Source organism: Pseudomonas sp. GM30 (assembly GCF_000282275.2).
GTDB lineage: Bacteria > Pseudomonadota > Gammaproteobacteria > Pseudomonadales > Pseudomonadaceae > Aquipseudomonas.
Genome location: NZ_AKJP02000026.1, coordinates 276,124 through 300,859, shown reverse-complemented (window position 1 = coordinate 300,859; position 24,736 = coordinate 276,124). Strand labels below are relative to the sequence as shown.

Sequence of the window (24,736 nt, the reverse complement as noted above, 5' to 3'; positions counted from 1 at the left end):
AAAAATCCTTATTCATTACACCCGGGATACACGGAGCAATCGCGTCCATTCAGTTTGAAAGTTCTAAATTGAGGGGGCGAAGTACATAGTTCTTCTCGACTAGAGTTCCAGCGTCCAGTACATGGCTTCCAGCCACCTGGGAGCTTGATCCAGTAATTTTGATAGTATGGTTCTTCTAGTGGGGATAATTTGAACTCTACGTGGACTGACTTGTTCGATATATCGCCTCTTGCGATTACGCCACCAGGCTTGCGACGTTTAAAGCGATCGTGCGTCATTTCCCACTCAGGGCCTGTTGCTTCACAGGAAAGGATTTTTTCAATTTCGCCTTTTTTAATTTTTGATGTGCTTATCTGGAAGTACCAAGTGCAGATTCCGCGTTGCTCTATAACGCTAGGGGCCGACTCTTTTGTGATGGAGACCTTATCTGCAACTGAAAGCCCACCTGCTAACTCCATGTCGCGATCCAAGGAGCCTGGGCCGTATCTACCGCTTAACTCATAGCTAACGCTTGTAAGCTCCATCGAACAGTCCGCGATATTATATTCAAGCGGAATATCCGTAGATACTGTCTGCTCAACTTGCTTTGCCTCAGTCGTATTAGATTTTTGTTGTTGGCGTGTCACATTTCCACCAAGGCCGGGGCTGTAGACATCGCATTTTTCACCATCTTTAGGAGAGTATTTGGCTTTCGATGTAAAACCAAAATTCGCAGGAATGGTCGCAACTAATGTGAAGTGATCATTGCTGTAGTGGCTCGTAACACCTTCTACTGAGCTCTTCGCCATCTGACCGGCAAAACTGCATGCGCCTATCAATGGCAGAACAAGGAAAAACACAGTTCGGACACTGCGTGAGAAATTTCGGTTATTCATTAACTACTCCCTGTTCCGCGCAGTTGGGATAAGCGGTGCATACACGACCATTCATTTTGAAAGTTTTAAAGTCTTTGTTGCCACGACAAAATCCGAAAGGGTCATTTGGGCCCTTTCCAAGGCATGGTTTCCACCCGCCAGGAAATTTTATCCATGTATCGCCAATTGAAGGTTGCTCTTCATTGGAAAGACGAAACTCAATCTTTACAGTTGTGTTGGCAAGTCTATTTATTGCGACATAGCCACCTGGCTTCCTCGTTTCATATTTCGTTTTTTTCAACGACCAGTTGTCATCGGTTGCATGGCATGACAAAAGCTTTTCTATTTCTCCTAACTTGGCCTCGGATTTACTGATCTGGAACAACCAGGAGCACAAGCCTCTCTGCTCTATGGTGCTTGGTATTCTTTCTGAGCGACTGTCTACTGTAGACGTCCTAATAGATAAGCCACCAGCCTGATCATAATCGCGGTCTAAAGATCCTGCACCATACCTCCCGCTCACCTCATAACTAACCCTGCCAAGCTCCATCGAACACCCCGCAATGTGATATTCCAGCGGTATATCCGTAGACGCAGTCTGCGCTTCCGCTTTTGCTTCAACCGTATTGGACTTCTGCTGTTGACGGGTGACGTAACCGCCGAGTCCGGAGCTGTAGACCTCGCAGGTCTGGCCCGGTTTTGGGTAGTAGTGTGCTTTAGAGGTGAAACCGAAATTAGCCGGTACGGTGGCGACCAAGGTGAAATGGTCGCTTGAGTAGTAACTCACGCTGCTTTCGGCAATCTGTTGCGCGAAGCTGCATCCGGCCAGTGCCGGTAGCACTGCCAACGCAGGGCAAAGACTGATTCTCAAGCCAGGACGCCTGCTTTTGGATTACTGAACACTCGCTGACAACGCGCAAAATGTACTTCGGGCGTCTCCCCCGAAAGGGGTTCCCACGCGATATCAGCTTCGCATTGTGGCGATAGGCGCAGGCTCAGCATCAACTGACGTTGTTCTTCGGTCCGCCAGTCCCAAGCCTCAAGCAAGTCCATTTGCTCCTCAAGCCATTCACTGACAACTCGGGTTTCGGCCAGTGTGGCAGCCGCATCGACGTGATAGGTCAGCAACCAGCGCTTGAGGTTGTCTCGCAGGATGCTTCTGGCTTGCTCGCCTGATTCCGGAGTGCGGAGCCATGGCGCCGGATTCGGTACCGGATGCATCCCAGACCTACTGTTATCTGCACTTTTCCATTGATCCTGGTCCCAATACAGCACGCTGCTGATTGGCCCGAGCAGCAGCGGCCATTCGGTCTCTTTCATGTTGCCCAGGCAGCGGGCCAGAACCCGGTTGTCTTGAAAACGGAACAGCGAGCGCTCGCCGTCTTCGTCGATGACCATACGGGCAATCCAGTGCTGAGTAAGGCTGTCGAGATCAGCCTTGTCCATGCTGCCGATCCAGCCCCAGTTGCGCTGTGGGTCATCGAGCAGTCTGCGGAACGCATCGTTGCCCGGGTTCTGTAATTCGGTCAGCCATGGGCTGATGGCGGCGAACTGCGCGTATTCGGTACGGCGGTAAAGTTGTACCGAGCGTTGCATGACGCCAGCGCTGTACAGCGAGGTGACCGGATTGGGATCGGCGAGGCTGTCCAGTGCCAGAATCAGCACGCGATTGAGTCTGGACTGTTCGCCTAGCCAGTTGTTGAGTACTTCGCTCATGCTGTGGCTCCCAGATCGCATTTGCCTTCGCGGCAGGCTTCGCAGATCGGGCAACGTATGTCGCCGGCCGCGCGAGCGGCTTTGGCCAAGGCCATTTGTGCGGCGGCCGGGACGAGCAGGGCACCTGCTTTGTCTTTCGCTGCGGCCCACGGTATGACAGGTTCCAGAATCCCAATCCCGGTCCCCACACCCGGCGCACCACCGGTATTGACCTTCACCTCAGCCCCGCTGATGGTCACACCACCGGCATCCACCTTCACAAAGCTCCCACCCGCCTTGGCGGTCAGCTCCATGCCACCCTCGATCACCACTTTCTCACCCGCGTGATAGTGAATCTCGGTCCCGGCCTCGACAAATTGCGCCGTACCGACCTTCACATGCTGCGTCACGCCCACCGTCAGGTGATCGTCCGCGCGCATCTCGCTGATGCGATCCAGATGGGTAATCCGGTGTTCTTCAACCTTGAACTCGCTCAGGGTGTTGGCCTCAACCGTGTCATGCCGCTCATTGCCCACGCGGATCTTCTGGTCGTGCTCGATGTTCTCGTCCCAATCGCGCTGGGCATGGATGTAGATCTGTTCGACACCCTTTTTGTCTTCGATACGAAACTCGTTGTAGCCCTTGCCGCCCGGGGAGCTGAGGGTTTTGAAGGTGCTGCGGGTCTTGTTTGCCGGCAGGTCGTAGGGGACGACGTTTTCCTTGTGGTACAGGCAGCCGGTGACGAGTGGCTGGTCGGGGTCGCCTTCGAGGAAGGTGACGAGGACTTCCATGCCGATGCGCGGGATGGCGATGCCGCCGTAGGCGGCGCCGGCCCAGCCGCTGGCGACGCGCAGCCAGCAGGTGGTTTTGTCGTCGGACTGGCCGTCGCGGTCCCAGTGGAACTGGACTTTGATGCGGCCGTACTGGTCGCAGTGGATCTCTTCGCCGGCCGGGCCGGTGACGACCGCGGTCTGGCTGCCGAGGACTTTCGGTTTCGGGTGTTCGAGGGCAGGGCGGTAGTGCGCGTCCCACGGGGTGGCGAGGAAGCTGTTGCGGTATCCCTGGTGGAAATCGCTTTTGTTGTCGGTGACGTCGCTGGTGACGTTTTCACCGAGCACTTGCGGTTGTTTGCCTTCGTGGAAGACTTCCAGCAGCAGCCACAAGTCGTTCCATTCAGCGCGCGGGTGTTCGGCCAGGGTCAGGAAATGGCCGCTGGTCAGGGTCGGTTCGTCACCTTTGCCTTCGGCGAGTTTGTAGTCGCTGCGATGGCGCTCCAGGGCGCGGGTCGAGAGGAATTTGCCGCGCTCGCGGGTGGTGAAACGACCGGGGTAATCGTAGTCCTCAAGATCCGGGGCGAACTCGGATTTGACTGCGCCTTCGGGCAGGATCTTCGGTTTTTCGAAGTCGTAATCGCGGCGGCTGACGCGGGTGGTGCGGGTTTCCAGGCGCAGGTTGAAGCGCTTGATCACCGGTTTGTCGGCGCTCATGCCGGAGTCTTGCTGGTAGCTCACGGCCTTGAGTTTGCGGAACACCGTCTGATCGTCACCGAACACCAGTTTGTGCCCGCTGCTGCTGTGCTGGAAGTGGAAGTGAATGCCTTCCTCTTCGCACAGGCGCTGGATGAAGTGCAGGTCGGACTCGTCGTACTGCACGCAGTAGTCGCGCTGCGGGTACTCGGCATTGAGCTGGAAGCTGTAGGCGTCGGCGAGGATGCCGCGATCTTCGAGGACCTGAGCGATGATCTTTGGCACCGTGAGGTTCTGGAAAATCTGCTGGTCATGGTTGTGCCGCAGATAGGCCAGTTGCGGCACCAGGCTGATGCTGTAGCGGGTCAGGGTCTTGCCGGAATCGCCTTGCTCGATGCGGTACACCAGGCCGTGGATCTGGCCTTCGCCGGTGGCGCCGAAGGTCAGGACGCCGGGCTTGTGCAGCAGCTCTTCGAGTTTCAGGTCGGGGCGGGCGCTGACCAGTTCGAGGTCGAAACGGAAAGGCTCGTTGAGGGCTTCGCGACCAGTGAAGCTGAGCACTTGCAGGTCGGCGGAGGCGCCTTCGAGGGTAAGGGTAATGTGGGTAGCGTTGGCGTCCAGCATGCCTTGAATTCCGTTTTTCTTAACTGGTGGCGCTGATTTAAAGCCTGCTGCTCGCTTTAAATGTTTTCCTTGCATACTCAGCGCCTGAAAGTTGGCGCTGAGTAAGTAGCTAGGTTACTTATTCTTCGCCTGACCAATACCAAAGAGTATCGCCCCAACTCGAGCCGCTGAAGCTCGGTAAAATTTCTCCCTGATTGAAGTGTCGACGAGAATCTTTTTGTGCAGGGGTGAACCAGTAACCGGCAACACTGCAAGGTTGACCTGCCTCAAGCCTAGCGGGTGATTTAGAAAAGCTGTCGTCCTGATCGAACCGAGCGTACCAACGTACAGTGCTGTCTTCTTCGAAACAATTTCCATAAGGAGTATATGTATGCAATTGATTAGGTGTGGGGATGCGCAGTGGTTTAAAAACGCGATTTACTGCGACATACGCCGTCGGCAATGGCTCATTAATAGGGCCTAGATCGGGAAGTTCACCGGCGCGAACAATCAAACCATATTGATATTTCATTACTTCTACGTCGCCACGACCGCTAAACGAATGACTTATCGCATCTATACCGCCCAACTGTTCCGCTAATCGATTGCCTACGACGGTATACCAATTTACTCCTTTAATATGGTCAAGCAGTTCTCGTTTGAAATTTGTCACCAAAGAGTCAACTTCAAGGCCAGTGTATTGCTGAGCTAACTGGTACTCCATGGGCATATAGCTATCGAAGTCAAAGGGCAAGATGCTGGATAGTCCACCATATCCATGCTCAGCCTTGACTTTGTCGGCTAGGTAAACGATCCAGTCTCGATAGCGTGCAGCTCCGTCGGGAGCTTGCAGTATGCTCCATGGCAATGTCATTTTGATAAATGAGCGTTTTTGATCGCCATGAACTTCAAAAGAATTCAGTGCAGACAGGTTATACTCGCCGGCTTCGTTAGCCGTCGCAGCGCTACTGATGTGCCATTCGTACTGCTCATTTGGACCCGTCTCGAGGATTTTAGAGACTTTTTTATTGAAGCTCGCATCAGTAAGCTTTTTATATCGATCATCAAACTGACCTTTAAGATGCTGACCAAATTCCTCTTTGAATCTTGCGAAACACTGCATGACGGCCTGTTTGCTTTGCAGCGTATAGCCTTCTTTGAAGTATAGGGTGACGATCAATCCTAATCTGACAACCGGAGTACCATCCGGTAACTCAAACATCAGGTCAGGAGCTCGCTCAGTCAGTTTTTCCAATGTGTTCATAGTTTTCTCTGTTTATCCGGCAGACACCGCTGCAGTCACGGCCGCGCCACCCAAAATACTCGCTAACAAGGCCCAAGACACTTGTGCTAATCGGACGATAACCAGTATGGCGGCAACTATTGCAGCAGGAACCCCTGCTGCTACGAGTGCGGTCCCAATGGCGAAGGCAACGACCACCGTGGCTACAATGGTTCCGACACCAATCAATACTTGCATCCAGTCAATTTCTTTTAGCTTTTCAAGGGTCAGATCTGTGTAATGCTGAATCTCTTTCCACGCAGCGCGAAGTTGTTCATCCGTCCAACTAATGATTTGAGCGCCCGTTTCACTGACCCACTCCCAAGCTTTTTTAGACTCGCGTCTAATCCATTGCCCTTTAACTCCAAGCCAGATGGCAGCATCTTCCAGGTGTTGTTGAACCTCATTCGAAAGCGTACGAATGCCTTTAGCTCCCTGTTCCAGTAGTCCATCTACAGCCTCTTGTACCTGCTGGGTCCAACTCTCAACATGTGCGGGTTTGGGGGTAGCTGTCGGACCGTACGCCGGCACCGGAACAGGAGCCGGTCGAGGTGCTTGTCTTGGTCCATCTGCAGGTGGTAGTAAAACCGGCCATTGTAGAGGATTAAACTCTCCGGTCGGTTTATGTTCTTTATTGTATTGTCTATCGCGTTCACGTTCACCGTCATCACGACAATCATTTATTTCCAAGACCGAGAAACGATTAGAGTCGCCTGCTATGTCTAGATAGGCTTCACGCTGAGCCAGACCAAGAACATCTCCGGGAAATTTCACCTCTACAAGTCTTGCCAGATTATCTGGGTGTTGAACGCCTTGATGGTCTACTCCGGCTCGTCCGGGCCAGCGCAGGCTGCGACTTTTGACGATTATGACGTCCGGGCGCCGTAATAGTCCTTTCACTGATCCTTTCGGAAAGGGAAATAGAGTGTGCCGCCTCAAAGGATCAGGATTCGTGTCGTTACCAACCCATGATGAACTCAGAAATGGTTTGGGAGGAAGGGATGCCATGTCAAAGCAAACTTCTGCTTTGTAGTCCCAAAGAAAATCCCAGCGGTATTCGTCTGCGCGAATCAATCCGCTCATAACAAGTTGTTTAAGCTCCAAGCCTGTGACGCCACCATCTTTGGCTTTCTTTATAGATAATTTTGGAAATCGCGAGGCATAGTTCGCTTTCTCCATCAAATAAGGCTTATTGTCAGGGTTAGGCAGTGGAGCCTCTTTGATCGTACCTTCAATACTGGTGCTTGTGCATCCTTGCGGCGTCTGAGGTGGTTGCATGATTGCCATGTGTCAGCCCTCCAAGTTGGCGTTTTTGAAGTCCAGGATCATTTCCTTTGGCGCACTTTCACCTGCCCTTATCAGTTGCTCTTCCGGCTCAGGCTTACGAATTGGTGTTAACAGTTCTACTTCGGTCGGTTCAGCACTATGAGCCAGGAAAGTTTTTCCTTCTTTGTTTGTGTAGCCAGAAATCAGCGTGCCGTCGGCCAACTTCAATGTGTAAGGGCTTCCTACTAAAGGCTCTCCAGTTTTCTCGTCCTGAAGCAGATACCTCGCTTTGTGACTGCGCGGGGCACTCTCAAGTAACTTCCCGAACCTATCCTTGTCCGCCAACCCCGGAATCAACGGCACCAAAATCCCGATCCCGGTCCCCACACCCGGCGCACCACCGGTATTCACCTTCACCTCAGCCCCACTGATGGTCACTCCACCGGCATCGACCTTCACAAAGCTCCCACCCGCCTTGGCGGTCAGCTCCATGCCACCCTCGATCACCACTTTCTCACCCGCGTGATAGTGAATCTCGGTCCCGGCCTCGACAAACTGCGCCGTACCAACCTTCACATGCTGCGTCACGCCCACCGTCAGGTGATCATCCGCGCGCATCTCGCTGATGCGATCCAGATGGGTAATCCGGTGCTCCTCAACCTTGAATTCGCTCAGGGTGTTGGCCTCAACCGTGTCATGCCGCTCATTGCCGACGCGGATTTTCTGGTCGTGCTCGATGTTCTCGTCCCAATCGCGCTGCGCATGGATATAGATCTGCTCCACACCCTTTTTGTCTTCAATCCGAAACTCGTTGTAGCCCTTGCCGCCCGGGGAGCTGAGGGTTTTGAAGGTGCTGCGGGTCTTGTTTGCCGGCAGGTCGTAGGGGACGACGTTTTCCTTGTGGTACAGGCAGCCGGTGACGAGTGGCTGGTCGGGGTCGCCTTCGAGGAAGGTGACGAGCACTTCCATGCCGATGCGCGGGATGGCGATGCCGCCGTAGGCCGCGCCGGCCCAGCCGCTGGCGACGCGTAGCCAGCAGGTGGTTTTGTCGTCGGACTGGCCGTCGCGGTCCCAGTGGAACTGGACTTTGATGCGGCCGTACTGGTCGCAGTGGATCTCTTCGCCGGCCGGGCCGGTGACGACCGCGGTCTGGCTGCCGAGGACTTTGGGTTTCGGGTGTTCGAGGGCAGGGCGGTAGTGCGCGTCCCATGGGGTGGCGAGGAAGCTGTTGCGGTAGCCCTGGTGGAAATCGCTTTTGTTGTCGGTGACGTCGCTGGTGACGTTTTCACCGAGCACTTGCGGTTGTTTGCCTTCGTGGAAGACTTCCAGCAGCAACCACAGGTCGTTCCATTCAGCGCGCGGGTGTTCGGCCAGGGTCAGGAAGTGGCCGCTGGTCAGGGTTGGTTCGTCACCTTTGCCTTCGGCGAGTTTGTAGTCGCTGCGATGGCGTTCCAGGGCGCGGGTCGAGAGGAATTTGCCGCGCTCGCGGGTGGTGAAACGACCGGGGTAATCGTAGTCCTCAAGATCCGGGGCGAACTCGGATTTGACTGCACCTTCGGGCAGGATCTTCGGTTTTTCGAAGTCGTAATCGCGGCGGCTGACGCGGGTGGTGCGGGTTTCCAGGCGCAGGTTGAAGCGCTTGATCACCGGTTTTTCGGCGCTCATGCCGGAGTCTTGCTGGTAGCTCACGGCCTTGAGTTTGCGGAACACCGTCTGATCGTCGCCGAACACCAGTTTGTGCCCGCTGCTGCTGTGCTGGAAGTGGAAGTGAATGCCTTCCTCTTCGCACAGGCGCTGGATGAAATGCAGGTCGGATTCGTCGTACTGCACGCAGTAATCGCGCTGCGGATACTCGGCGTTGAGCTGGAAGCTGTAGGCGTCGGCCAGAATGCCGCGATCTTCCAGCACTTGGGCGATGATCTTCGGCACCGTGAGGTTCTGGAAAATCTGCTGGTCATGGTTGTGCCGCAGATAGGCCAGTTGCGGCACCAGGCTGATGCTGTAGCGGGTCAGGGTCTTGCCGGAATCGCCTTGTTCGATACGATACACCAAGCCATGAATCTTGCCTTCGCCGGTGGCGCCGAAGGTCAGGACGCCGGGCTTGTGCAGCAGCTCTTCGAGTTTCAGGTCGGGGCGGGCGCTGACCAGTTCGAGGTCGAAACGGAAAGGCTCGTTGAGGGCTTCGCGACCGGTGAAGCTCAGCACTTGCAGGTCGGCGGAAGCGCCTTCGAGGGTAAGGGTAATGTGGGTAGCGTTGGCGTCCAGCATGCCTTGAATTCCGTCCATTGAATAAGCAGGTGACGGATGATGGAGGATTAAACCGCCTCGTTCAAGGCGCAAATGCCGTAGGGACGGGGGCCGTGGGGTATAGGGAAAACCCCTATGACAGCGTTTACACCCAATGAAAACGGGGGCTTCGCTGCCGTGAGTCACAGGGCAGCACGCGGTTTGAGCCCATCGCAGGCCGAAGAATCGCCAGTCAGTTTCAGACTAAAGTCGCCTTCAGACCGTCAAAGCCATCTGCCATCATTGCAACTCACCCCTGCGTGTCCACTTCTTCCCGGCTGTTTTTGACCCGGGACGGGAGCTATTTTTCTGGCTGACTGCGCTCTCGCGCAAACGCTGTACTGTTGGAGTTTTTCATGCGTCCCCCATTTCCCCTTATCACCCCGCGCCAGTCGTTTGGCTTCGGAGCCGTTGTGCTGTGCGCCGGTTTTGCCGCGCAGGTTCAGGCCAGCGGTTTTCTCGAAGACACCACGGCGAAAATCGAATCGCGCACGGTGTATTTCAACCGCGATTTCCGTGATGGGCACACCTCCAGCGATCAGGGCGCTTCCAAGCGTGAAGAGTCGGCGCAAGGCTTTATTCTCAATCTGCAGTCGGGTTACACCGAGGGCACGGTCGGCTTCGGCATCGATGCGCTGGGCATGCTCGGCTTTCAGCTCGATTCCAGCCCTGATCGCAGCAACAGCGGCTTGCTGCCGTCCAGCGGCGAGAACCCGCGCGGCTCGAAGGGCCAGTACGCGAAAATGGGCCTGACCGCCAAGGTCAAGGTCTCGGACACGGTGTTGAAGTACGGCGCGTTGCTGCCGGATCTGCCACTGCTCAAGTACAACGACGGCCGCTTGCTGCCGACCCTGTTCAACGGCGCCATGCTGACCTCTAAGGAAGTGAAGGATCTGACCTTCATGGCCGCGCGTCTGGACAAGTACACCGCGCGCGATTCCACTGATTCGCAAGACATCCGCGTGCACTGCAAGAACAAGCGCTACGCCTGCAACACCACCGCCGATCATTTCGACATGTACGGCTTCGACTACAAGATCAACGATCGCCTGACCGCGCAGTATCACTACGCCGAGCTGGAAGACATCTATCGTCAGCACTTCATTGGTTTGCTCGGCAACCAACCGCTGGGTGACGGTGTGCTGAAGGCCGATCTGCGTTTGCTGAAAAGCGCCGACAGCGGTGATGCCAAGGCCGGCTCCATCGACAACCGCGCCTTGAGCGGCATGCTCTCGTACGGCATCAGCGGCCACACTTTCAGCGCCGGCTGGCAGCGCATGAACGGCGACAATTCGATGCCGTACCTCGATGGCAGCAATCCGTATCTGGTCAACTATGTGCAGGTCAACGACTTCGCCGCGGCGCAGGAGCGCTCCTGGCAGCTGCGTTATGACTATGACTTCAAGGCCATCGGCATCAACGGCCTGAGCTTCCTGACCCGCTATGTCAACGGTGATCACATCAAGGTGCCGGGCAGCGATCAGGAAGGCAAAGAGTGGGAACGCGACAGCGAGTTGAAGTACGTGATCCAGACGGGCACGTTCAAGGATGTCAGCCTGCGCCTGCGCAATGCGACTTACCGCACCAACTATGAAAAGTTTGCCCGGGATGTGGATGAGACCCGGTTGATTGTGAGTTACAACTTTTCGGTGTTGTAACCCTGAGAACTATGGCGCCTGGATGACCGCTATCGCGAGCAGGCTCACTCCTACAAAGGGATTTTGGTAGACGGGGATAGCGTGTTCGCCATCGATCCCTTGTAGGAGTGAGCCTGCTCGCGATTGGGCTCGAAAGTCATCCCTACAACCAATGCCAGAACCGGCTCCAGAAGCCACGATTCAGGTCTTCCTTGCACCCGGCATACTGTCGCGCATACACGTCGGAACGCGTCTGCACTTTGCGCGCAGTCGGCATCAGCCAGGCCTTGCTGGCGTAGGTCTTGTTGCGGAAACCGCCCCAGCCTTCGTGGTAGTTGAGGTACTGGTTGTAGGCGTCGTACTTGTACACGCCGTTGATCGAGGTGGTCTTGTCCATGTACCAGCCGACGAAGTCGATGGCGTCGTCGAAGTCTTCGCGGTCGGCGCCGTGTCGGCCGGTGCTTTTCTGGTAGTCGGACCAGACTTCATCCTTGGCCTGGGCGTAGCCCGACGCGGTGGTGACTCGGCCCCACGGGATCACCCACAACAGGTATTTGCGCGGCGTCTTGGCGTCGTAGCGATAGCCGGACTCCTGATATATGATCGCGAAGGGCACCTGGATCGGCACGCCCCAGCGCTTTTGCGTGACTTGCGCGGCGTCGTACCAGTCGCTTTTTTCGCGGAAGATTGCGCAGATGTCTTCCGGCGAACGCGGCGGCGAGGTGCCGCAGCCGCTGAGTAATCCCGCCAGTATCAAAAGTCCCGCCGTCCGCCCCGAAATCAAACCGTCATCCCCATGCGCGCAAAAAGGCCGACAGTCTACGCGCTCAGCTCAACTGGTGACGATAGGGCAAATCCGGACCGGTCTTGCTGCACGTAAGGGCGGCCGCCTGTACGGCAAACCTGAGCATCGCGTCGATCTGCTCGCGGCTGAGTTGTTGAACCCCTTCGACAGAATCCAGTTCTTGCTCGGTCAACCAGGTAATCAGCGCCGCTTGAAAGGTATCGCCGGCGCCGACGGTATCGGCGATCTTCACCGAACACGCTGGTACTGACCATGAACCATGGGCGCGACTGAACACGGTGGCGCCTTCGCCGCCACGGGTCAGGAACACCAACTGGCAGCGATGCTGCAGCCAGCCATCAATCACCCGTTGTGGATCCTGCTCGGGATACAACAGGCTCAGGTCTTCGTCGCTGACCTTGATCATGTCGGCCAGTTGCACCAGGGTCGCCACGCGCTCGCGCCACAGGTCGATATTTGGCTCGGGGTTCAGGCGTACGTTGGGGTCGAGGGTGATCAGGCGCTTGCCGCTTTCACGCTGTGCAAGGGTCAGCAGGGTATCGGCAATCGGCTGCACCACCAGCGAGAACGAGCCGATGTGCAGACCACGCACTTCAGCGCCGAGCTGCGGCAGATGCGCAACGCTCAACTGGCGATCGGCGCAGCCCTCGCCGCGAAAACTGTAATGCGGCGAACCGTTGGCACCGACCGCGACCATCGCCAGAGTCGTCGGCGCCGTGAAGTCCACCAGAAAGTCCGGGCGCACACCTTCATCCTGCAGCACCTGCTGCAGACGTCGCCCGAGATAGTCGGTGGACAGCCCCGCAAACAACGCCGAGTCCACCCCCAAACGGCGCAGACCGACGGCGACGTTGAACGGCGAGCCGCCGGCAATCGCCTTGAAATTGACCTTCGACGCCAGACCGCTGGCATCGTCTTCGCTGAAGAAATCGAACAGGGCTTCGCCACACACCAAATACATGATTGTTTGCTCTTTATAGGGTTGCGACATGCTGTTGATAGCGTTCATAGGCCTGCTGGAACGCCGCAACATTGGCGGCAACCGGCAGGGTTTCACTGTGCAGATCGAGTTTCACGCAGCGCTGGCACAGATCGGCCAAAGTGTCCTCGTGGCCGTTCGACCATGACTTGCACCACGCTGCCTGAATCGCCGCGCCAAGGGCTGCGGCTTCGCTGTGTTCGGTGCAGATCACCGGGGTGTTCATGATGTCGGCAACGATCTGCCGCCACACCGCACTTTTCGAACCGCCGCCGATCAGGCAAATGCTGCGGCTTTGTAAACCATTGTGGCGCAACAGATCCAGTCCATAACGCAAACCGAAGGTGGTGCCTTCGACCACCGCACGGCACAGGTTGGCCTGGGTCAGGTTGCTCAGGGTCAGGCCGTGCAGGCTGCCGGTGGCATGGGGCAGGGCGGGGACGCGTTCACCGTTGAGGAACGGCAACATGCTCACGCCTTCGGCACCGATCGGCGCCTCGGCCACGAGGTCGTTGAATTGTTCGAGATCAAGGTCGAACAGTTCGCGGATCGCGCCGGTGGCGTTGGTCAGGTTCATGGTGCAGATCAGCGGCAGCCAGCCGCCGCTGGACGAGCAGAAGGTCGCGACCGAGGCGTCCGCGCTGACTTTGGGTGCCTCGGCGTAGGCGTACACCGTGCCGGAGGAGCCGAGGCTCATGGTGATCGCTCCCGGCTGAATGTTGCCGGTGCCGATGGCGCCCATCATGTTGTCGCCGCCGCCGCTGGCGACCAGCGCATTCGGGTTGAGGCCGAGCTGTTCGGCGATCGCCGGCAGCAGGGTGCCGACCGGTTGATGTGCGTCGATCAGCTCTGGCAATGCCGCTTGCAGCCGGCCTGTGGCGTCGATGTCGCGCAGCAGTTGCAAGTCCCACTGGCGGCTGCGCACGTTGAAATAGCCGGTGCCGGAGGCGTCGCCGTACTCGCTGCAGGCGCGGCCGGTGAGCCAGAAGTTCAGGTAGTCGTGGGGCAGCAGGATGCGTGCGACGCGCGAGAACACCTCAGGATGCTGTTCTTTAGTCCAGAGTAATTTCGAAACGGTGTAGCCCGGCGCGATGACCACGCCGAGGCGCTCAAGCGATCCTCTTTCGCCGCCGAGGTGTTTGAGCAAACGGTCGTTTTCACCGGTGGTTTCGGTGTCGCACCACAGCTTGGCCGGGCGCAGTACCTGGCCCTGATCGTCGAGCAGCACCAGCCCGTGTTGCTGGCCGGAGACGCCGATGCCGAGGATCGCCTGACCGTCGACATTGGCTGCGAGCAAGGCGCGGCGGGTGGCGAGGGCAAAGGCGTCCAGCCATTGTTGAGTATCCTGCTCGCGCCGGCCATTGGCGCCGCTGATCATCGTGTGCGTGGCAGCGCCCTCGCCGAGCACCTGACCGCTGGCGGCATCGAGAATGATCGCCTTGGTGCCCTGGGTGCCGCAGTCGATGCCGAGGAAGAGTTGTCGGGTGGTCACAGTGAGGTCCTCAGGGTGTCAGGTTTGCCAAGGTGAAGCCAATCGCTGGCAAGCCAGCTCCCACAGGTTCTCGGGTGTACGCAAAATCCATGAACGATTGAAAACCCTGTGGGAGCTGGCTTGCCAGCGATGGCGTCAGTGGTTTCACCGCATCACTCAGCCAGCACCCGCTCCAACGTGCGCGTCACACCCACCTCACGCAAGCTGTTGCAGCACCATTCAAATGCCGCCACAAATGCCGCCGAGCGTGGAATCGCCGTGCCGAAGATCTCCTCAACCGCCAACAACCGCTGGGTGATCAACGCATCATCGGCCACCAGTCCCTGACAGAATTCCGCCCGTGGATCAGGAATCGAATAGGTGTCGCCATTCTCGTCCACGCCCTTCAAATACAACGCCCAGGCCGCCACCACCAACGCCGCACGCCTGGTTTCCTGGTCATCGGCAATCAAGCGATTGATCGTCGGAACAGTGAATTTGGGAAACTTCGACGAGCCGTCCGAACACACCCGCTCCAGCTGATCGGCAATCGCCTGATTGGAAAAGCGCGCCACCAGCGTGTTCTTGTACTCAGTCAGGTCGATGCCCGGCACCGGCGCCAGTTGCGGGGTGACGTCGAGGTCCATGTAGGCGCGCATGTACCGCACGAACAATGGATCGTTCATGGTTTCGTGAACGAAGCGATAGCCCTTCAAAAAGCCCAGATACGTCAGCGCCAGGTGGCTGCCGTTGAGCAGTTTGATCTTCATTTCTTCGTAGGGCGAAACGTCGTCGGTGAACTGCACGCCGACCTGTTCCCAGGCCGGGCGCCCATTGACGAATTTGTCTTCCAGCACCCATTGCACGAACGGCTCGCAGACCACCGGCCAGGCATCGTCGACCGCGTGTTTGTCGGCCAGTTGCAGGCGATGCGCGGTGCTGGTCATCGGCGTGATGCGGTCGACCATGGCGTTGGGGAAACTGACGTTGTGCTCGATCCAGTCACGCAGCCCCGGGTCACGCAGGGTGGCGAAGGCCAGCAACGCCTTGCGGGTCACTGCGCCGTTATGCGGCAGGTTATCGCAGGACATGATCGTGAACGCTGGCGTGCCCGTGTCACGGCGCTTTTCCAGGGCTGCACAGAGGAAGCCGAAGACGGTTTTTGGCGCCAGCGGATGGGCCAGATCGTGCTGAATCTGCGGCAGATGCGCCATGAATTCGCCGTTGCTGTCGTCGATGCAGTAGCCGCCCTCGGTGATGGTCAGCGAGACGATGCGGATCTGCGGATCGGCGAGTTTGTCGATCAGCGCCTGTGCGCCATCCTCGGCCAGGAGCATGTCGCGAATCGCACCGATCACCCGCACTTCGGTGTCGTCGCTGTCGCCGAGTTCGAACAGGGTGAACAGGTAGTCCTGCTCCTTCAGGTCGTCACGGGCGCGGCGGTCTTCCGCGCGCAGGCCGACGCCGCAGATCGCCCAGTCAAGCGCCTGACCGGTGTTCATCAGCGCATCGGTGTAGTAAGCCTGATGCGCGCGGTGGAAGCCGCCGACGCCAATGTGCGCAATACCCTGACGGGTGTCGCTCAGGTTGTAGGCCGGCAGTTGCACCTCGGGCGCGAGGCGATGCAGGTTTTGTTCATTCAGTTTCATCGGGCAAGTCTCGAAATTCAGGCCGCCGCACGCAGCGGGCGGGTCAGCGCCACGCCGTCGGCGTCGAACAGGTGGCAATGGCTGGCGTCCAGGTGCAGGTTCAGTTGTTCGCCGTAGCGGCTCGCGAGGTCACCGCGTACGCGCATGGTCAGGGCTTCGCCGGCGTTGGTGGTGACGTGGCAGAAGGTGTCGCTGCCCAGGCGCTCGCTGACGTCGGCGGTGACTTGCAGGGTGCAGTCGCCCGGTTGCGCCAGTTCCAGATGTTCCGGGCGAATGCCCAGGGTCACCGCGCTGCCGACGCTCAGGTTGGCAGCATTGAACGGCAGGGTGATGCGCGTGCCGGCGTCCAGCGAAACTTCGCAGCTCTGGCTATCGACGCGGGCGATCTTGCCTTTGAGGAAGCCCATTTTCGGCGTGCCGAGGAACCCGGCGACGAACAGGTTGGCCGGGTTGTGATAGAGGTCCAGCGGCGAGCCGACCTGTTCGATTTTGCCGCCGTTGAGCACCACGACCTTGTCGGCCATGGTCATCGCTTCGACCTGGTCGTGGGTCACGTAGATCATCGTGGCTTGCAGGTCCTTGTGCAGACGCAGCAGCTCCAGACGCATCTGCACGCGCAGGGCGGCGTCGAGGTTGGACAGCGGTTCGTCGAACAGAAAGATCTTCGGATTGCGCACGATCGCCCGGCCGATGGCGACCCGTTGACGTTGGCCGCCGGACAGCTGTTTGGGCTTGCGATCGAGCATCGGCCCGAGTTCGAGAATGCGCGCCGCTTCGCCGACCTTTTTCTCGACTTCGGCTTTCGGTACACCGGCCAGATCGAGGGCGAACGACATGTTTTTCTTCACGGTCATGTGCGGGTACAGCGCGTAGGTCTGGAACACCATCGCCAGATCGCGCTTGGCCGGGCTGACTTCGGTGATGTCGCGGCCATCGAGTTCGATGGTGCCGCCGCTGACTTCTTCCAGCCCGGCGATCAGCCGCAGCAGGGTGGATTTGCCGCAGCCGGACGGGCCGACGAATACCACGAATTCCTTGTCGTTCACCTCAAGGTCGATGCCCTTGATGATGGAAAAACCTTCGAAGCCTTTTTGCAGATTCTTGATTTTCAGGTTGGCCATGATGGTGGGCCTCCGCAGTATTGTTATTCGATAGAGCTGGACGAGCTCTTTTGTGGGAGCGAGCTTGCTCGCGAAGGGGCCGTATCAGTCAACATCATGGTTGGATGACACACCGCTTTCGCGAGCAAGCTCGCTCCCACAGGGGATTGGGTAAGGTTGGAGATCTTCATTTCACCGCGCCGAACGACAAGCCGCGCACCAGTTGTTTCTGGCTGATCCAGCCGAAGATCAGAATCGGTGCACAAGCCAGGGTCGAGACTGCCGACAACTTGGCCCAGAACAAACCTTCAGGACTTGAGTACGAGGCGATCAGCGCGGTCAGTGGCGCGGCTTTCGACGAGGTCAGGTTCAGCGACCAGAACGCCTCGTTCCAGCACAGAATCAGCGACAGCAGCACGGTGGAGGCAAGGCCGCCCTTGGCGATCGGCAGCAGCACGCGGATCATTTCCTGCCATAGCGTGGCGCCGTCGAGGCGGGCGGCTTCGAGGATGTCTTTGGGGATGTCCTTGAAGTAGGTGTAAACCATCCAGACCACGATCGGCAGGTTGATCAGGGTGTAGATCACGATCAGTGCGATGCGCGTGTCGAGCAGGCCGAAACTCTTGGCCAGCAGGTAGATCGGCATCAGCACGCCCACCGGTGGCAGCATCTTGGTCGAGAGCATCCACAGCAGCGTGCCCTTGGTGCGCTGGGTTTCGTAGAACGCCATCGAGTAGGCGGCGGGCACCGCGATCAGCAGGCACAGGGCCGTGGCACTGAAGGAAATCACCACCGAGTTCCAGGCAAAACTGAAGTAGTCGCTGCGCTCGTTGATGTGCAGGTAGTTCTCCAGCGTCGGCGTGAAGATGAACTGCGGCGGCGTGGCGAAGGCGTCGATTTCGGTCTTGAAACTGGTCATCACCATCCAGAAGATCGGGAAGAAAATCACGATCGCGATGGCCCAGGCCAGGGTGCCGAGCAGCAGGCTTTGCAGCCGGCGGGATTGTTGAAGAGTCATGGCGGGCCTCAGGCTTTGTCAGTCAGGTTTTTGCCGATCATCCGCACCAGAATGATCGCGGCGATGTTGGCGATGACCACGGCGATCAAGCCGCCCGCCGAAGCCATGCCGACGTCGAACTGCACCAGCGCCTGGTTGTAGATCAGGTAGGCGAGGTTGGTCGAGGCGTAGCCGGGGCCGCCGTTGGTGGTGGTGAAAATCTCGGCGAACACCGACAGCAGGAAGATCGTTTCGATCATCACCACCACGGCAATCGGGCGTGCGAGGTGCGGCAGGGTCAGGTGCCAGAAGATCGCGACGGGGCCGGCGCCATCCAGGCGCGCGGCTTCTTTCTGTTCCTGGTCGAGGGACTGCATGGCGGTCATCAGGATCAGGATCGCGAAGGGCAGCCATTGCCACGAGACAATGATGATGATCGACAGCAGCGGGTAGTGCGCCAGCCAGTCCACCGGCTCGGCGCCGAACAGCCGCCAGACGTAAGCGAGGATCCCCGAGACCGGATGGAAAATCAGGTTCTTCCAGATCAGCGCGCCGACCGTGGGCATGATGAAGAACGGCGAGATCAGCATCACCCGCACGATGCCGCGGCCGAGAAATTCGCTGGCCTCGAGCAGCGCACTGATCAGCACACCGAACACCACGCTGATCAACAGCACGCTGCCCACCAGCAACAGAGTGTTGGTGGCACCGGGCAGGAAGCCGGAGTCGGTGAGGAAGTAAGTGAAGTTCTCCAGTCCGACGAATTCGTTTACTCCCGGATCGAGCAGGTTGTAGCGAATCATCGAGAAGTAGATGGTCATGCCCAGCGGCACGATCATCCACAGCAGCAACAGGGCCACTGAAGGGCTGACCAGAAACCAGCCGGGATTGCGTACGCGGACTTTGCGCTGGGGTTGCGACAGGTCGAGGTGGGCTTTGGCAGTTGAAGTATTCATGACAGTGATCACTTACTCGAGATACAGCGAGTTCTCTGTGGCGAGGGAGCTTGCTCCCGCTCGGCTGCGTAGCAGTCGTGAACCCGGCAAACGCGGTCTATCTGACTGACCGTGTCGGCATTGTTTGGGGCTGCTTCGCAGCCCAGCGGGAGCAAGCTCCCTCGCCACAATTGAAGTAGGCAGCGGTTACTTGGGATACCCGGCGCGCTTCATCTCGCGTTCGGTGGTTTGCTGCGCCGCAGCCAGGGCCTGATCCACCGTGGTCTGGCCGATCAGCGCTGCCGAGAACAGTTTGCCGACCTGGGTGCCCACGCCCTGGAATTCAGGAATGGTCACCAGTTGAATGCCGATGTAAGGCACCGGTTTCAGCGTCGGTTTGCTCGGGTCGGCGGCTTTCAGCGATTCCAGCGTGACCTTGGCGAACGGCGCCGCGCTCATGTAAGCGTCGCTGTAGGTCGAGGCGCGGGTACCCGGTGGCACGTTGGCGATGCCGTCGGTTTTGGCCACCAGCTCACCGTATTCCTTGGACGTGGCCCAGGCGCTGAACGCCTTGGCGGCGTCCTTGGCCTTGGAACTGGTGGGAATCGCCAGTGCCCACGAATACAGCCACGCCGAACCTTTGTCGGTGACCTGATGCGGGGCGAAGGTAAAGCCGACGTGATCGGCGACCTTGCTCTGGGTCTTGTCGGTGACGAACGAGCCGGCGACGGACGCATCCACCCAGATCGCGCATTTGCCGCTGTTGAACAGCGCGAGGTTTTCGTTGAAACCGTTACTAGAGGCGCCCGGCGGGCCGGATTTCTTCATGGTATCAACGTAGAAATTCAGCGCGTTTTTCCACTCGGGGCCATTGAATTCAGGCTGCCATTTTTCATCGAACCAGCGCGCGCCATAGGCGTTGGCAACGGTGGTGATCAACGCCATGTTCTCGCCCCAGCCGGCCTTGCCGCGCAGGCAGATGCCGTACTGCTCTTTGTCCTTGTTGGTGAGTTTTTCAGCGAAGCCGGCGATCTGCTCCCAGGTCGGGCGCTCGGGCATGCTCAGCCCGGCGTCCTTGAACAGGTCGGTGCGGTAATAGGTGATCGAGCTTTCGGCGTAGAACGGCAGAGCGTACAGCGAACCCTTGACCGACAGGCCTTCACGCACCGACGGGAACACGTCGTCGAGGGCATAACTGGCCGGCAGATCCTTCATCGGTTCGAGCCAGCCCTTGGCGCCCCAGAGTGCCGCTTCGTACATGCCAATGGTCAACACATCGAACTGGCCACCCTGAGTGGCGATGTCGGTAGTGAGACGCTGGCGCAGGACGTTTTCTTCCAGCACCACCCAATTGAGCTTGATTTCCGGATGCTCGGACTCGAAGGTTTTCGAGAGCTTTTGCATGCGGATCATGTCGCTGTTGTTAACGGTGGCGATGGTCAGGGTCTGGGCGCCAAGGCTGACGCTGCTGAGGGTCATGCAGGTGAGGGCTAGCAGAGCTTTTGCAGTGGGTTGCATCGTGCACTCCTTTTCTGCGCCGTTGGGGGGGCAGAAGGACAGTTATTGTTTTTGTGTCTTCCGGTGCAGGAAGAATGTGTGTTGATTACAGCCCTCAATCGACAGGCTGACAAATCATCCGTCGCACTTGAACCGATACTTTTTTGCACTGGCTAAAAATCAAAAGATCGCAGCCTGCGGCAGCTCCTACACCGATTTCTGTAGGAGCTGCCGCAGGCTGCGATCTTTTGATGTGGCCGTTAAGCGTGATTCTGTTCGGTCAGACGTTGCACCGCGAGGCGCCGATAGTGCGACGGGGTCATGCCCTTGAGTTGCTGGAAGCGCCGATTGAAATTGGAAATATTGTTGAACCCCGACTCGAAACACACCTCTGTCACCGGTTTGTCGCCATCGGCCAGCAGTTCGCAGGATTTGCTGATGCGCAGGCGATTGACGAACTCGATGAAGTTGCGCCCGGTGGCTTGTTTGAATACGCGGCTGAAATAGGTGGGCTTCATCCCCAGATGCTCGGCGACTTCTTCCAGCGTCAGTTCGCGGGCGTAGTGGCTGAAGATGTAATCGACCGCGCGGTTGGTGCGGTCGATGTTGTGTTCGTCGGCCAGTTGCGTGTTGGTGGCGCCGGACAACAGTTGATAATCGTCAGTCGCCGCCAGCAGCTCCATCAGAATGAAAAAGTGCCCGAGACGAGTGATGCCGCGACTGTCGGCAATCAGCTGCATCAGTTTCAGCGCCTCGCGGATCGTGTCCTTGTCGCGAAATTCGATGCCGTACTGCGCGCGTTCCAGCAGCGGTGTCAGCGTCTTGAGTTCGGCAAATACCTGATGGCCGCTTTCAAACAACTCATCGGTGAAGTTCACCAGCATGTCGCGCTTTTCCACCACTTCGTCTTCGGCCACCTGGCTGATCCAGTTGTGTGGCAGATTGGGCCCGGTGAGGAACAGTGTCTGCGGGTAAAAGTTGCCGATGTAGTCGCCAATGAACACTTTGCCGGAACTGGCGACGATCAGATGCAGTTCGTATTCCTTGTGGAAATGCCAACGCACCAGCGGGCACGGAAAACCATGCTGACGGTAGATGATGGACAGCCCGTTATGGTCGTCCATCAGTTCGTAGGAGGGATCAGTGATTCTGGTGGCCCGGGTCATGTCCGATGCGTCTTGTTGTGGTGTTCAGATGCCCATCATGCACGCGCGCCAAGGACAGTTCCAGCGCCTCAGCCTCGGGTCTTTCTGAGACCTTTGGACTGGTTGACCTGCTGGCAATGGCCAATCAGTGGAGTGCCACCGATGAAGTCGGCATTGATGATGCTGCACTTCGGTGCCCATCCCGAGTCCGGGCCAAACCATTGATTGAGCTCGTCGGTGATCCGTTTGACGCCGGCCAGTTCGCCGTAGCTGGTGGCCGACAACGACCAGAGGTTGCCGGATGCCGGTGGGTTGGCCAGGGTTCGGGTGATGTGTTGCTTGAGCTGCTCGGGAGAAGTGATATCCGAGCCGCTCCATTCATGACGGATTTTCGGCCAGTACAGGGGTGAACTGAAGTCCGGGTGTGAGTCGCTTGCCAATACCACGCGTTGCAGCGAACTGGTCCTTTTAAGTTGCTCAATTGTCAGGTGACTGTTGCTCCGGGGAATCAGCCGCGAAGCCAGTTCCGTGGTGATGACTTCATGAAAACCCTTGTAATCGAATGGCTGATCGTTGGTGCCCTTGAGTTCATGTAAGTCCAACACGATGAACTCGTTCGGATTCTCGTTGAGGAAAAAATTGAGACTTTTTACCAGTTCGCTCAAGGAGCGTCCCTGGAGCAGTTTAACGCCATGAAACGTATGGAACTTCTTGATGCCCAGCCAGTGTTCATCGGCATGCAGACGCAAGTCGAAGGCGCGCACGCCTTCATTAAGTTGCTGAATGAATGGACCGTCCTGACAGACAAACCAGTTCTGGGCGGGTTGGAGATAAGCCGGGTACGGAAAATCAAAATCCAGCCCGGAGTTATGCGCGCCGGGCCAGACCACTTCGCCAAGGGTAAGTCGGTCCATATCCGGCGTAGCCGCCATCCAGTTTTTGAAAGGGTAATTGTTCATGGTGCATTCCGTTGCAGATAAAGTTTAAATTTCCGACCAGTCAAATTGTTTGGTCAGTTCGGAAGTTATTCTTTGGTGCAAACGGAAAAACTACAAGCCAGCACTCTTTGCAAAGTATTGGTAATGTGCTCTTGTACTTTGGTTGTCAACTTTTCTGATTTTTTGCTTCGATCCACTGCGCCATGTATTGGGTGCTTTTATGCAAGTGGTGACGCAACATGCTGCCAGTGAAGTTGGCGCGACGTAACGCTGACAAGTTGTCGCGACAATGTTGCAGGCGATTGATCAACGCCGGGCCGTGATCAGCCTGTCGATAGCGCGCGTTCAACAACGCGACGCCGGCCTGCTGTGCGTCAGCCCAGCGCAGTCTGTCTTCGTGCAGTGCCACAGCGGCATCGGCCAAGGCCTGGGCCGACTGAGCCACCGCACCGGGCCAGGGCATTGCGCCGCCCATGCCTTCAGCGCCGATGGGCGTCGTGACATTGGGCGTGCCGCAGAGCATCGCATCGACGATCTTGCCCTTGATCCCCGCACCGAAACGCAAAGGCGCCAGGCAAACTCTGGCTTGCGACATCACTTGCAGCGCATCTTCTGCCCAGTTCATCACATGAAACCCCTGCGCCGCGTTGTGCAGGGCTGTGGCCTTGGGCGGCGTATAGGCACCGTAGACATGCAGTTGAGCGCCGGGCAATTGCTGGCGGATCAGCGGCCAGACGGCGGTCTTCATCCACAGGACGGCGTCCCAGTTGGGCGCGTGACGGAAGTTGCCAATACTGAGAAAGTGCGCGCGCTGTTCAAAGGGCACGAACGAATCGCGCGGTGGTTCGAGCATCAGCGGGCACCAGTGCAGCAGATCCACAGGAACTTGAAACTGTTCGACCAGCAGCCGGATTTCCACTTCGGAAATCATCAGGTTCAGATCGCAGCGATACAACGCGGCGATTTCCCGTTTGGCCAGGTCAGTATCGGCCATCAACGCGAACTCTTCGCGCAGCGCCGGTGCGAACAGGGCGCTGAAATCCTGATTGTCCGGGTCGTCTTTCAAGCGCTCCTTGAGCCGTTGGTGGCGGGCGTGGCGCAGGCTCTGCAGGTCGGACGTCTCCAGTACGCGCAAGGCATTCGGGCATTGCTTTTCGACGCGCCAGCCGAACTGCTCCTCCATCATGAACTGGTCGAACAGCACGATATCCGGGGCCAGTTCACTGATGAAACTATCGAAGCTGCTGTTGTTGAGTTCGATCGGCACTTCGCGGATGCCCAGCGCGGTCAGGTCAGCCTTGTGCTCGCCCGGGCCGGCCGGGCTGCTGAAAGTGATGTCCCAGCCTTGCTGCAGGAACGTATCGAGGATCTGCATCACATGCCCGCTGGCTGCCGAAGAGCGTGGTTCGGGCCAGACGTAACCGATGACCAGAACTTTGGTGGCGGGTGATGCAGTCATTGACGGGGGTTCCTTGCAGGCAGGCGGCTGAAAATGGCGCGCAATTAGAGCACATCTGCAGCCGCTGCCGAATCAAGGCCAATCACTGGTTCAGAATGCCCTTGACCTTGTCACGCAGTTGATCGATCGAGAAGGGTTTGCCGATCACGTGCATATCCGCAGGCACGTCGATGTTTTCGGCGTACCCGCTGGCGAACAGCACGGGCAGGGTGGGGCGCAGTTGACGTGCCTTTTCGGCCAGTTCACTACCTGTCATGTCCGGCAGACCGTGGTCGGTCATCATCAAGTCGATATGCTTGCTCTGATCCCCGAGAGTGTTCAGCGCAGATTCGCCGTCTGCCGCCTCCAACACCTTGAAATCCAGCTCCTCCAGCACATCGACGATGAGCATGCGTACGATGTCGTCGTCTTCTACTACAAGGATGGTGGACGCTGGGGTGGACATAGGGATAGCTCTCAAGAAATGAAATCGGAACGGCGACCGGTCGAAAATGCCGGGCTCTTGCATGAGTAAGTGGCGCATGGCCACAAGTTCCCGAGCGGATACGAAAAAGATTAGCTGCAAATCGGGGCGGCAAGGATACCCGTTGCCTGATCGGGAAGTGCAGCAAATGTAGGAAATTGCCATCATGGCGGTGAGAAAAATGGATCCATAGTACCGTTTTGGGGCAA

Annotated in this window: 20 protein-coding genes; 1 reads left to right on the top strand and 19 read right to left on the bottom strand. The window is 57.8% G+C overall.

The features are described from left to right. Positions 1 to 8: 8 nt before the first annotated feature. The 7 genes from PMI25_RS28170 to tssI form a co-directional block, all read right to left on the bottom strand. Positions 9 to 875 carry a hypothetical protein gene (locus tag PMI25_RS28170; RefSeq protein WP_007964575.1) on the bottom strand — a complete coding sequence of 289 codons (867 nt, stop codon included), beginning with the start codon at positions 873 to 875 and terminating at the stop codon, positions 9 to 11. After that, on the bottom strand, positions 868 to 1,725 hold the full coding sequence (locus tag PMI25_RS28165) for a hypothetical protein (RefSeq protein WP_007964573.1): 858 nt from the start codon (positions 1,723 to 1,725) through the stop codon (positions 868 to 870). The genes PMI25_RS28170 and PMI25_RS28165 overlap by 8 nt, the downstream gene beginning before the upstream one ends. Beyond that, on the bottom strand, positions 1,722 to 2,570 hold the full coding sequence (locus PMI25_RS16970) for a DUF4123 domain-containing protein (protein WP_007964571.1): 849 nt from the start codon (positions 2,568 to 2,570) through the stop codon (positions 1,722 to 1,724). Before PMI25_RS16970 ends, PMI25_RS28165 begins: the two co-directional genes overlap by 4 nt. Beyond that, a complete protein-coding gene (locus PMI25_RS16965; RefSeq protein ID WP_024164474.1) occupies positions 2,567 to 4,639 on the bottom strand; it encodes a type VI secretion system Vgr family protein in 2,073 nt (690 codons plus the stop codon). Before PMI25_RS16965 ends, PMI25_RS16970 begins: the two co-directional genes overlap by 4 nt. A gap of 118 nt (positions 4,640 to 4,757) precedes the next feature. Then, positions 4,758 to 5,882: a type VI immunity family protein gene (locus PMI25_RS28160; protein WP_007962217.1), complete on the bottom strand. Its 1,125-nt coding sequence runs from the start codon at positions 5,880 to 5,882 to the stop codon at positions 4,758 to 4,760. A gap of 12 nt (positions 5,883 to 5,894) precedes the next feature. Further along, complete coding sequence (locus tag PMI25_RS16955) at positions 5,895 to 7,187, bottom strand: VRR-NUC domain-containing protein (protein WP_007962215.1); 1,293 nt, start codon at positions 7,185 to 7,187, stop codon at positions 5,895 to 5,897. Between the two features lie 3 nt (positions 7,188 to 7,190). Next, positions 7,191 to 9,434, bottom strand: a complete 2,244-nt coding sequence (gene tssI, locus PMI25_RS16950) for a type VI secretion system Vgr family protein (protein WP_024164473.1) — start codon at positions 9,432 to 9,434, stop codon at positions 7,191 to 7,193. 374 nt (positions 9,435 to 9,808) lie between these two features. Between tssI and PMI25_RS16945 the strand changes: the two genes are divergently transcribed. Beyond that, positions 9,809 to 11,110: an OprD family porin gene (locus PMI25_RS16945; protein WP_007963577.1), complete on the top strand. Its 1,302-nt coding sequence runs from the start codon at positions 9,809 to 9,811 to the stop codon at positions 11,108 to 11,110. 142 nt (positions 11,111 to 11,252) lie between these two features. On the opposite strand, the gene PMI25_RS16940 is transcribed toward PMI25_RS16945, so the two are convergent. The 12 genes from PMI25_RS16940 to PMI25_RS16885 all read right to left on the bottom strand — a co-directional run bounded on the left by PMI25_RS16940 (position 11,253) and on the right by PMI25_RS16885 (position 24,509). Continuing rightward, a complete protein-coding gene (locus PMI25_RS16940) occupies positions 11,253 to 11,873 on the bottom strand; it encodes a transglycosylase SLT domain-containing protein (RefSeq protein WP_007963575.1) in 621 nt (206 codons plus the stop codon). A gap of 43 nt (positions 11,874 to 11,916) precedes the next feature. Then, entirely contained in the window at positions 11,917 to 12,855 is a 939-nt protein-coding gene (locus PMI25_RS16935; RefSeq protein ID WP_007963574.1) for a carbohydrate kinase family protein, read from the bottom strand. A gap of 13 nt (positions 12,856 to 12,868) precedes the next feature. Beyond that, entirely contained in the window at positions 12,869 to 14,365 is a 1,497-nt protein-coding gene (gene xylB / locus PMI25_RS16930; protein ID WP_007963573.1) for a xylulokinase, read from the bottom strand. 152 nt (positions 14,366 to 14,517) lie between these two features. After that, positions 14,518 to 15,993 carry a mannitol dehydrogenase family protein gene (locus PMI25_RS16925; RefSeq protein ID WP_007963572.1) on the bottom strand — a complete coding sequence of 492 codons (1,476 nt, stop codon included), beginning with the start codon at positions 15,991 to 15,993 and terminating at the stop codon, positions 14,518 to 14,520. A 17-nt stretch (positions 15,994 to 16,010) separates the two neighbouring features. Next, positions 16,011 to 17,114, bottom strand: a complete 1,104-nt coding sequence (locus PMI25_RS16920; RefSeq protein ID WP_007963571.1) for an ABC transporter ATP-binding protein — start codon at positions 17,112 to 17,114, stop codon at positions 16,011 to 16,013. 166 nt (positions 17,115 to 17,280) lie between these two features. Next, entirely contained in the window at positions 17,281 to 18,111 is an 831-nt protein-coding gene (locus PMI25_RS16915) for a carbohydrate ABC transporter permease (RefSeq protein WP_007963569.1), read from the bottom strand. Between the two features lie 8 nt (positions 18,112 to 18,119). Next, positions 18,120 to 19,046, bottom strand: a complete 927-nt coding sequence (locus PMI25_RS16910) for a carbohydrate ABC transporter permease (RefSeq protein WP_003225141.1) — start codon at positions 19,044 to 19,046, stop codon at positions 18,120 to 18,122. Positions 19,047 to 19,232: 186 nt separating this feature from the next. Continuing rightward, on the bottom strand, positions 19,233 to 20,543 hold the full coding sequence (locus PMI25_RS16905) for an ABC transporter substrate-binding protein (protein WP_007963567.1): 1,311 nt from the start codon (positions 20,541 to 20,543) through the stop codon (positions 19,233 to 19,235). A 239-nt stretch (positions 20,544 to 20,782) separates the two neighbouring features. Then, the gene (locus tag PMI25_RS16900; RefSeq protein WP_007963566.1) at positions 20,783 to 21,688 is read right to left on the bottom strand and encodes an AraC family transcriptional regulator; all 906 of its coding nucleotides are present in this window, start codon (positions 21,686 to 21,688) and stop codon (positions 20,783 to 20,785) included. 68 nt (positions 21,689 to 21,756) lie between these two features. Then, the gene (locus PMI25_RS16895) at positions 21,757 to 22,626 is read right to left on the bottom strand and encodes a phosphatidylinositol-specific phospholipase C domain-containing protein (RefSeq protein WP_007963565.1); all 870 of its coding nucleotides are present in this window, start codon (positions 22,624 to 22,626) and stop codon (positions 21,757 to 21,759) included. A gap of 145 nt (positions 22,627 to 22,771) precedes the next feature. Further along, positions 22,772 to 24,064: a glycosyltransferase gene (locus tag PMI25_RS16890; RefSeq protein ID WP_007963564.1), complete on the bottom strand. Its 1,293-nt coding sequence runs from the start codon at positions 24,062 to 24,064 to the stop codon at positions 22,772 to 22,774. 82 nt (positions 24,065 to 24,146) lie between these two features. Continuing rightward, entirely contained in the window at positions 24,147 to 24,509 is a 363-nt protein-coding gene (locus PMI25_RS16885) for a response regulator (protein ID WP_007963563.1), read from the bottom strand. Positions 24,510 to 24,736 lie beyond the last annotated feature (227 nt).

Coding starts and splice junctions, on each gene's coding strand:
- PMI25_RS28170 (WP_007964575.1), bottom strand. CDS start 875: ATGAATAACCGAAATTTCTCACGCAGTGTCCGAACTGTGTTTTTCCTT.
- PMI25_RS16970 (WP_007964571.1), bottom strand. CDS start 2,570: ATGAGCGAAGTACTCAACAACTGGCTAGGCGAACAGTCCAGACTCAAT.
- PMI25_RS16965 (WP_024164474.1), bottom strand. CDS start 4,639: ATGCTGGACGCCAACGCTACCCACATTACCCTTACCCTCGAAGGCGCC.
- PMI25_RS28160 (WP_007962217.1), bottom strand. CDS start 5,882: ATGAACACATTGGAAAAACTGACTGAGCGAGCTCCTGACCTGATGTTT.
- PMI25_RS16955 (WP_007962215.1), bottom strand. CDS start 7,187: ATGGCAATCATGCAACCACCTCAGACGCCGCAAGGATGCACAAGCACC.
- tssI (WP_024164473.1), bottom strand. CDS start 9,434: ATGCTGGACGCCAACGCTACCCACATTACCCTTACCCTCGAAGGCGCT.
- PMI25_RS16945 (WP_007963577.1), top strand. CDS start 9,809: ATGCGTCCCCCATTTCCCCTTATCACCCCGCGCCAGTCGTTTGGCTTC.
- PMI25_RS16935 (WP_007963574.1), bottom strand. CDS start 12,855: ATGTATTTGGTGTGTGGCGAAGCCCTGTTCGATTTCTTCAGCGAAGAC.
- PMI25_RS16925 (WP_007963572.1), bottom strand. CDS start 15,993: ATGAAACTGAATGAACAAAACCTGCATCGCCTCGCGCCCGAGGTGCAA.
- PMI25_RS16920 (WP_007963571.1), bottom strand. CDS start 17,114: ATGGCCAACCTGAAAATCAAGAATCTGCAAAAAGGCTTCGAAGGTTTT.
- PMI25_RS16915 (WP_007963569.1), bottom strand. CDS start 18,111: ATGACTCTTCAACAATCCCGCCGGCTGCAAAGCCTGCTGCTCGGCACC.
- PMI25_RS16910 (WP_003225141.1), bottom strand. CDS start 19,046: ATGAATACTTCAACTGCCAAAGCCCACCTCGACCTGTCGCAACCCCAG.
- PMI25_RS16905 (WP_007963567.1), bottom strand. CDS start 20,543: ATGCAACCCACTGCAAAAGCTCTGCTAGCCCTCACCTGCATGACCCTC.
- PMI25_RS16900 (WP_007963566.1), bottom strand. CDS start 21,688: ATGACCCGGGCCACCAGAATCACTGATCCCTCCTACGAACTGATGGAC.
- PMI25_RS16895 (WP_007963565.1), bottom strand. CDS start 22,626: ATGAACAATTACCCTTTCAAAAACTGGATGGCGGCTACGCCGGATATG.
- PMI25_RS16890 (WP_007963564.1), bottom strand. CDS start 24,064: ATGACTGCATCACCCGCCACCAAAGTTCTGGTCATCGGTTACGTCTGG.
- PMI25_RS16885 (WP_007963563.1), bottom strand. CDS start 24,509: ATGTCCACCCCAGCGTCCACCATCCTTGTAGTAGAAGACGACGACATC.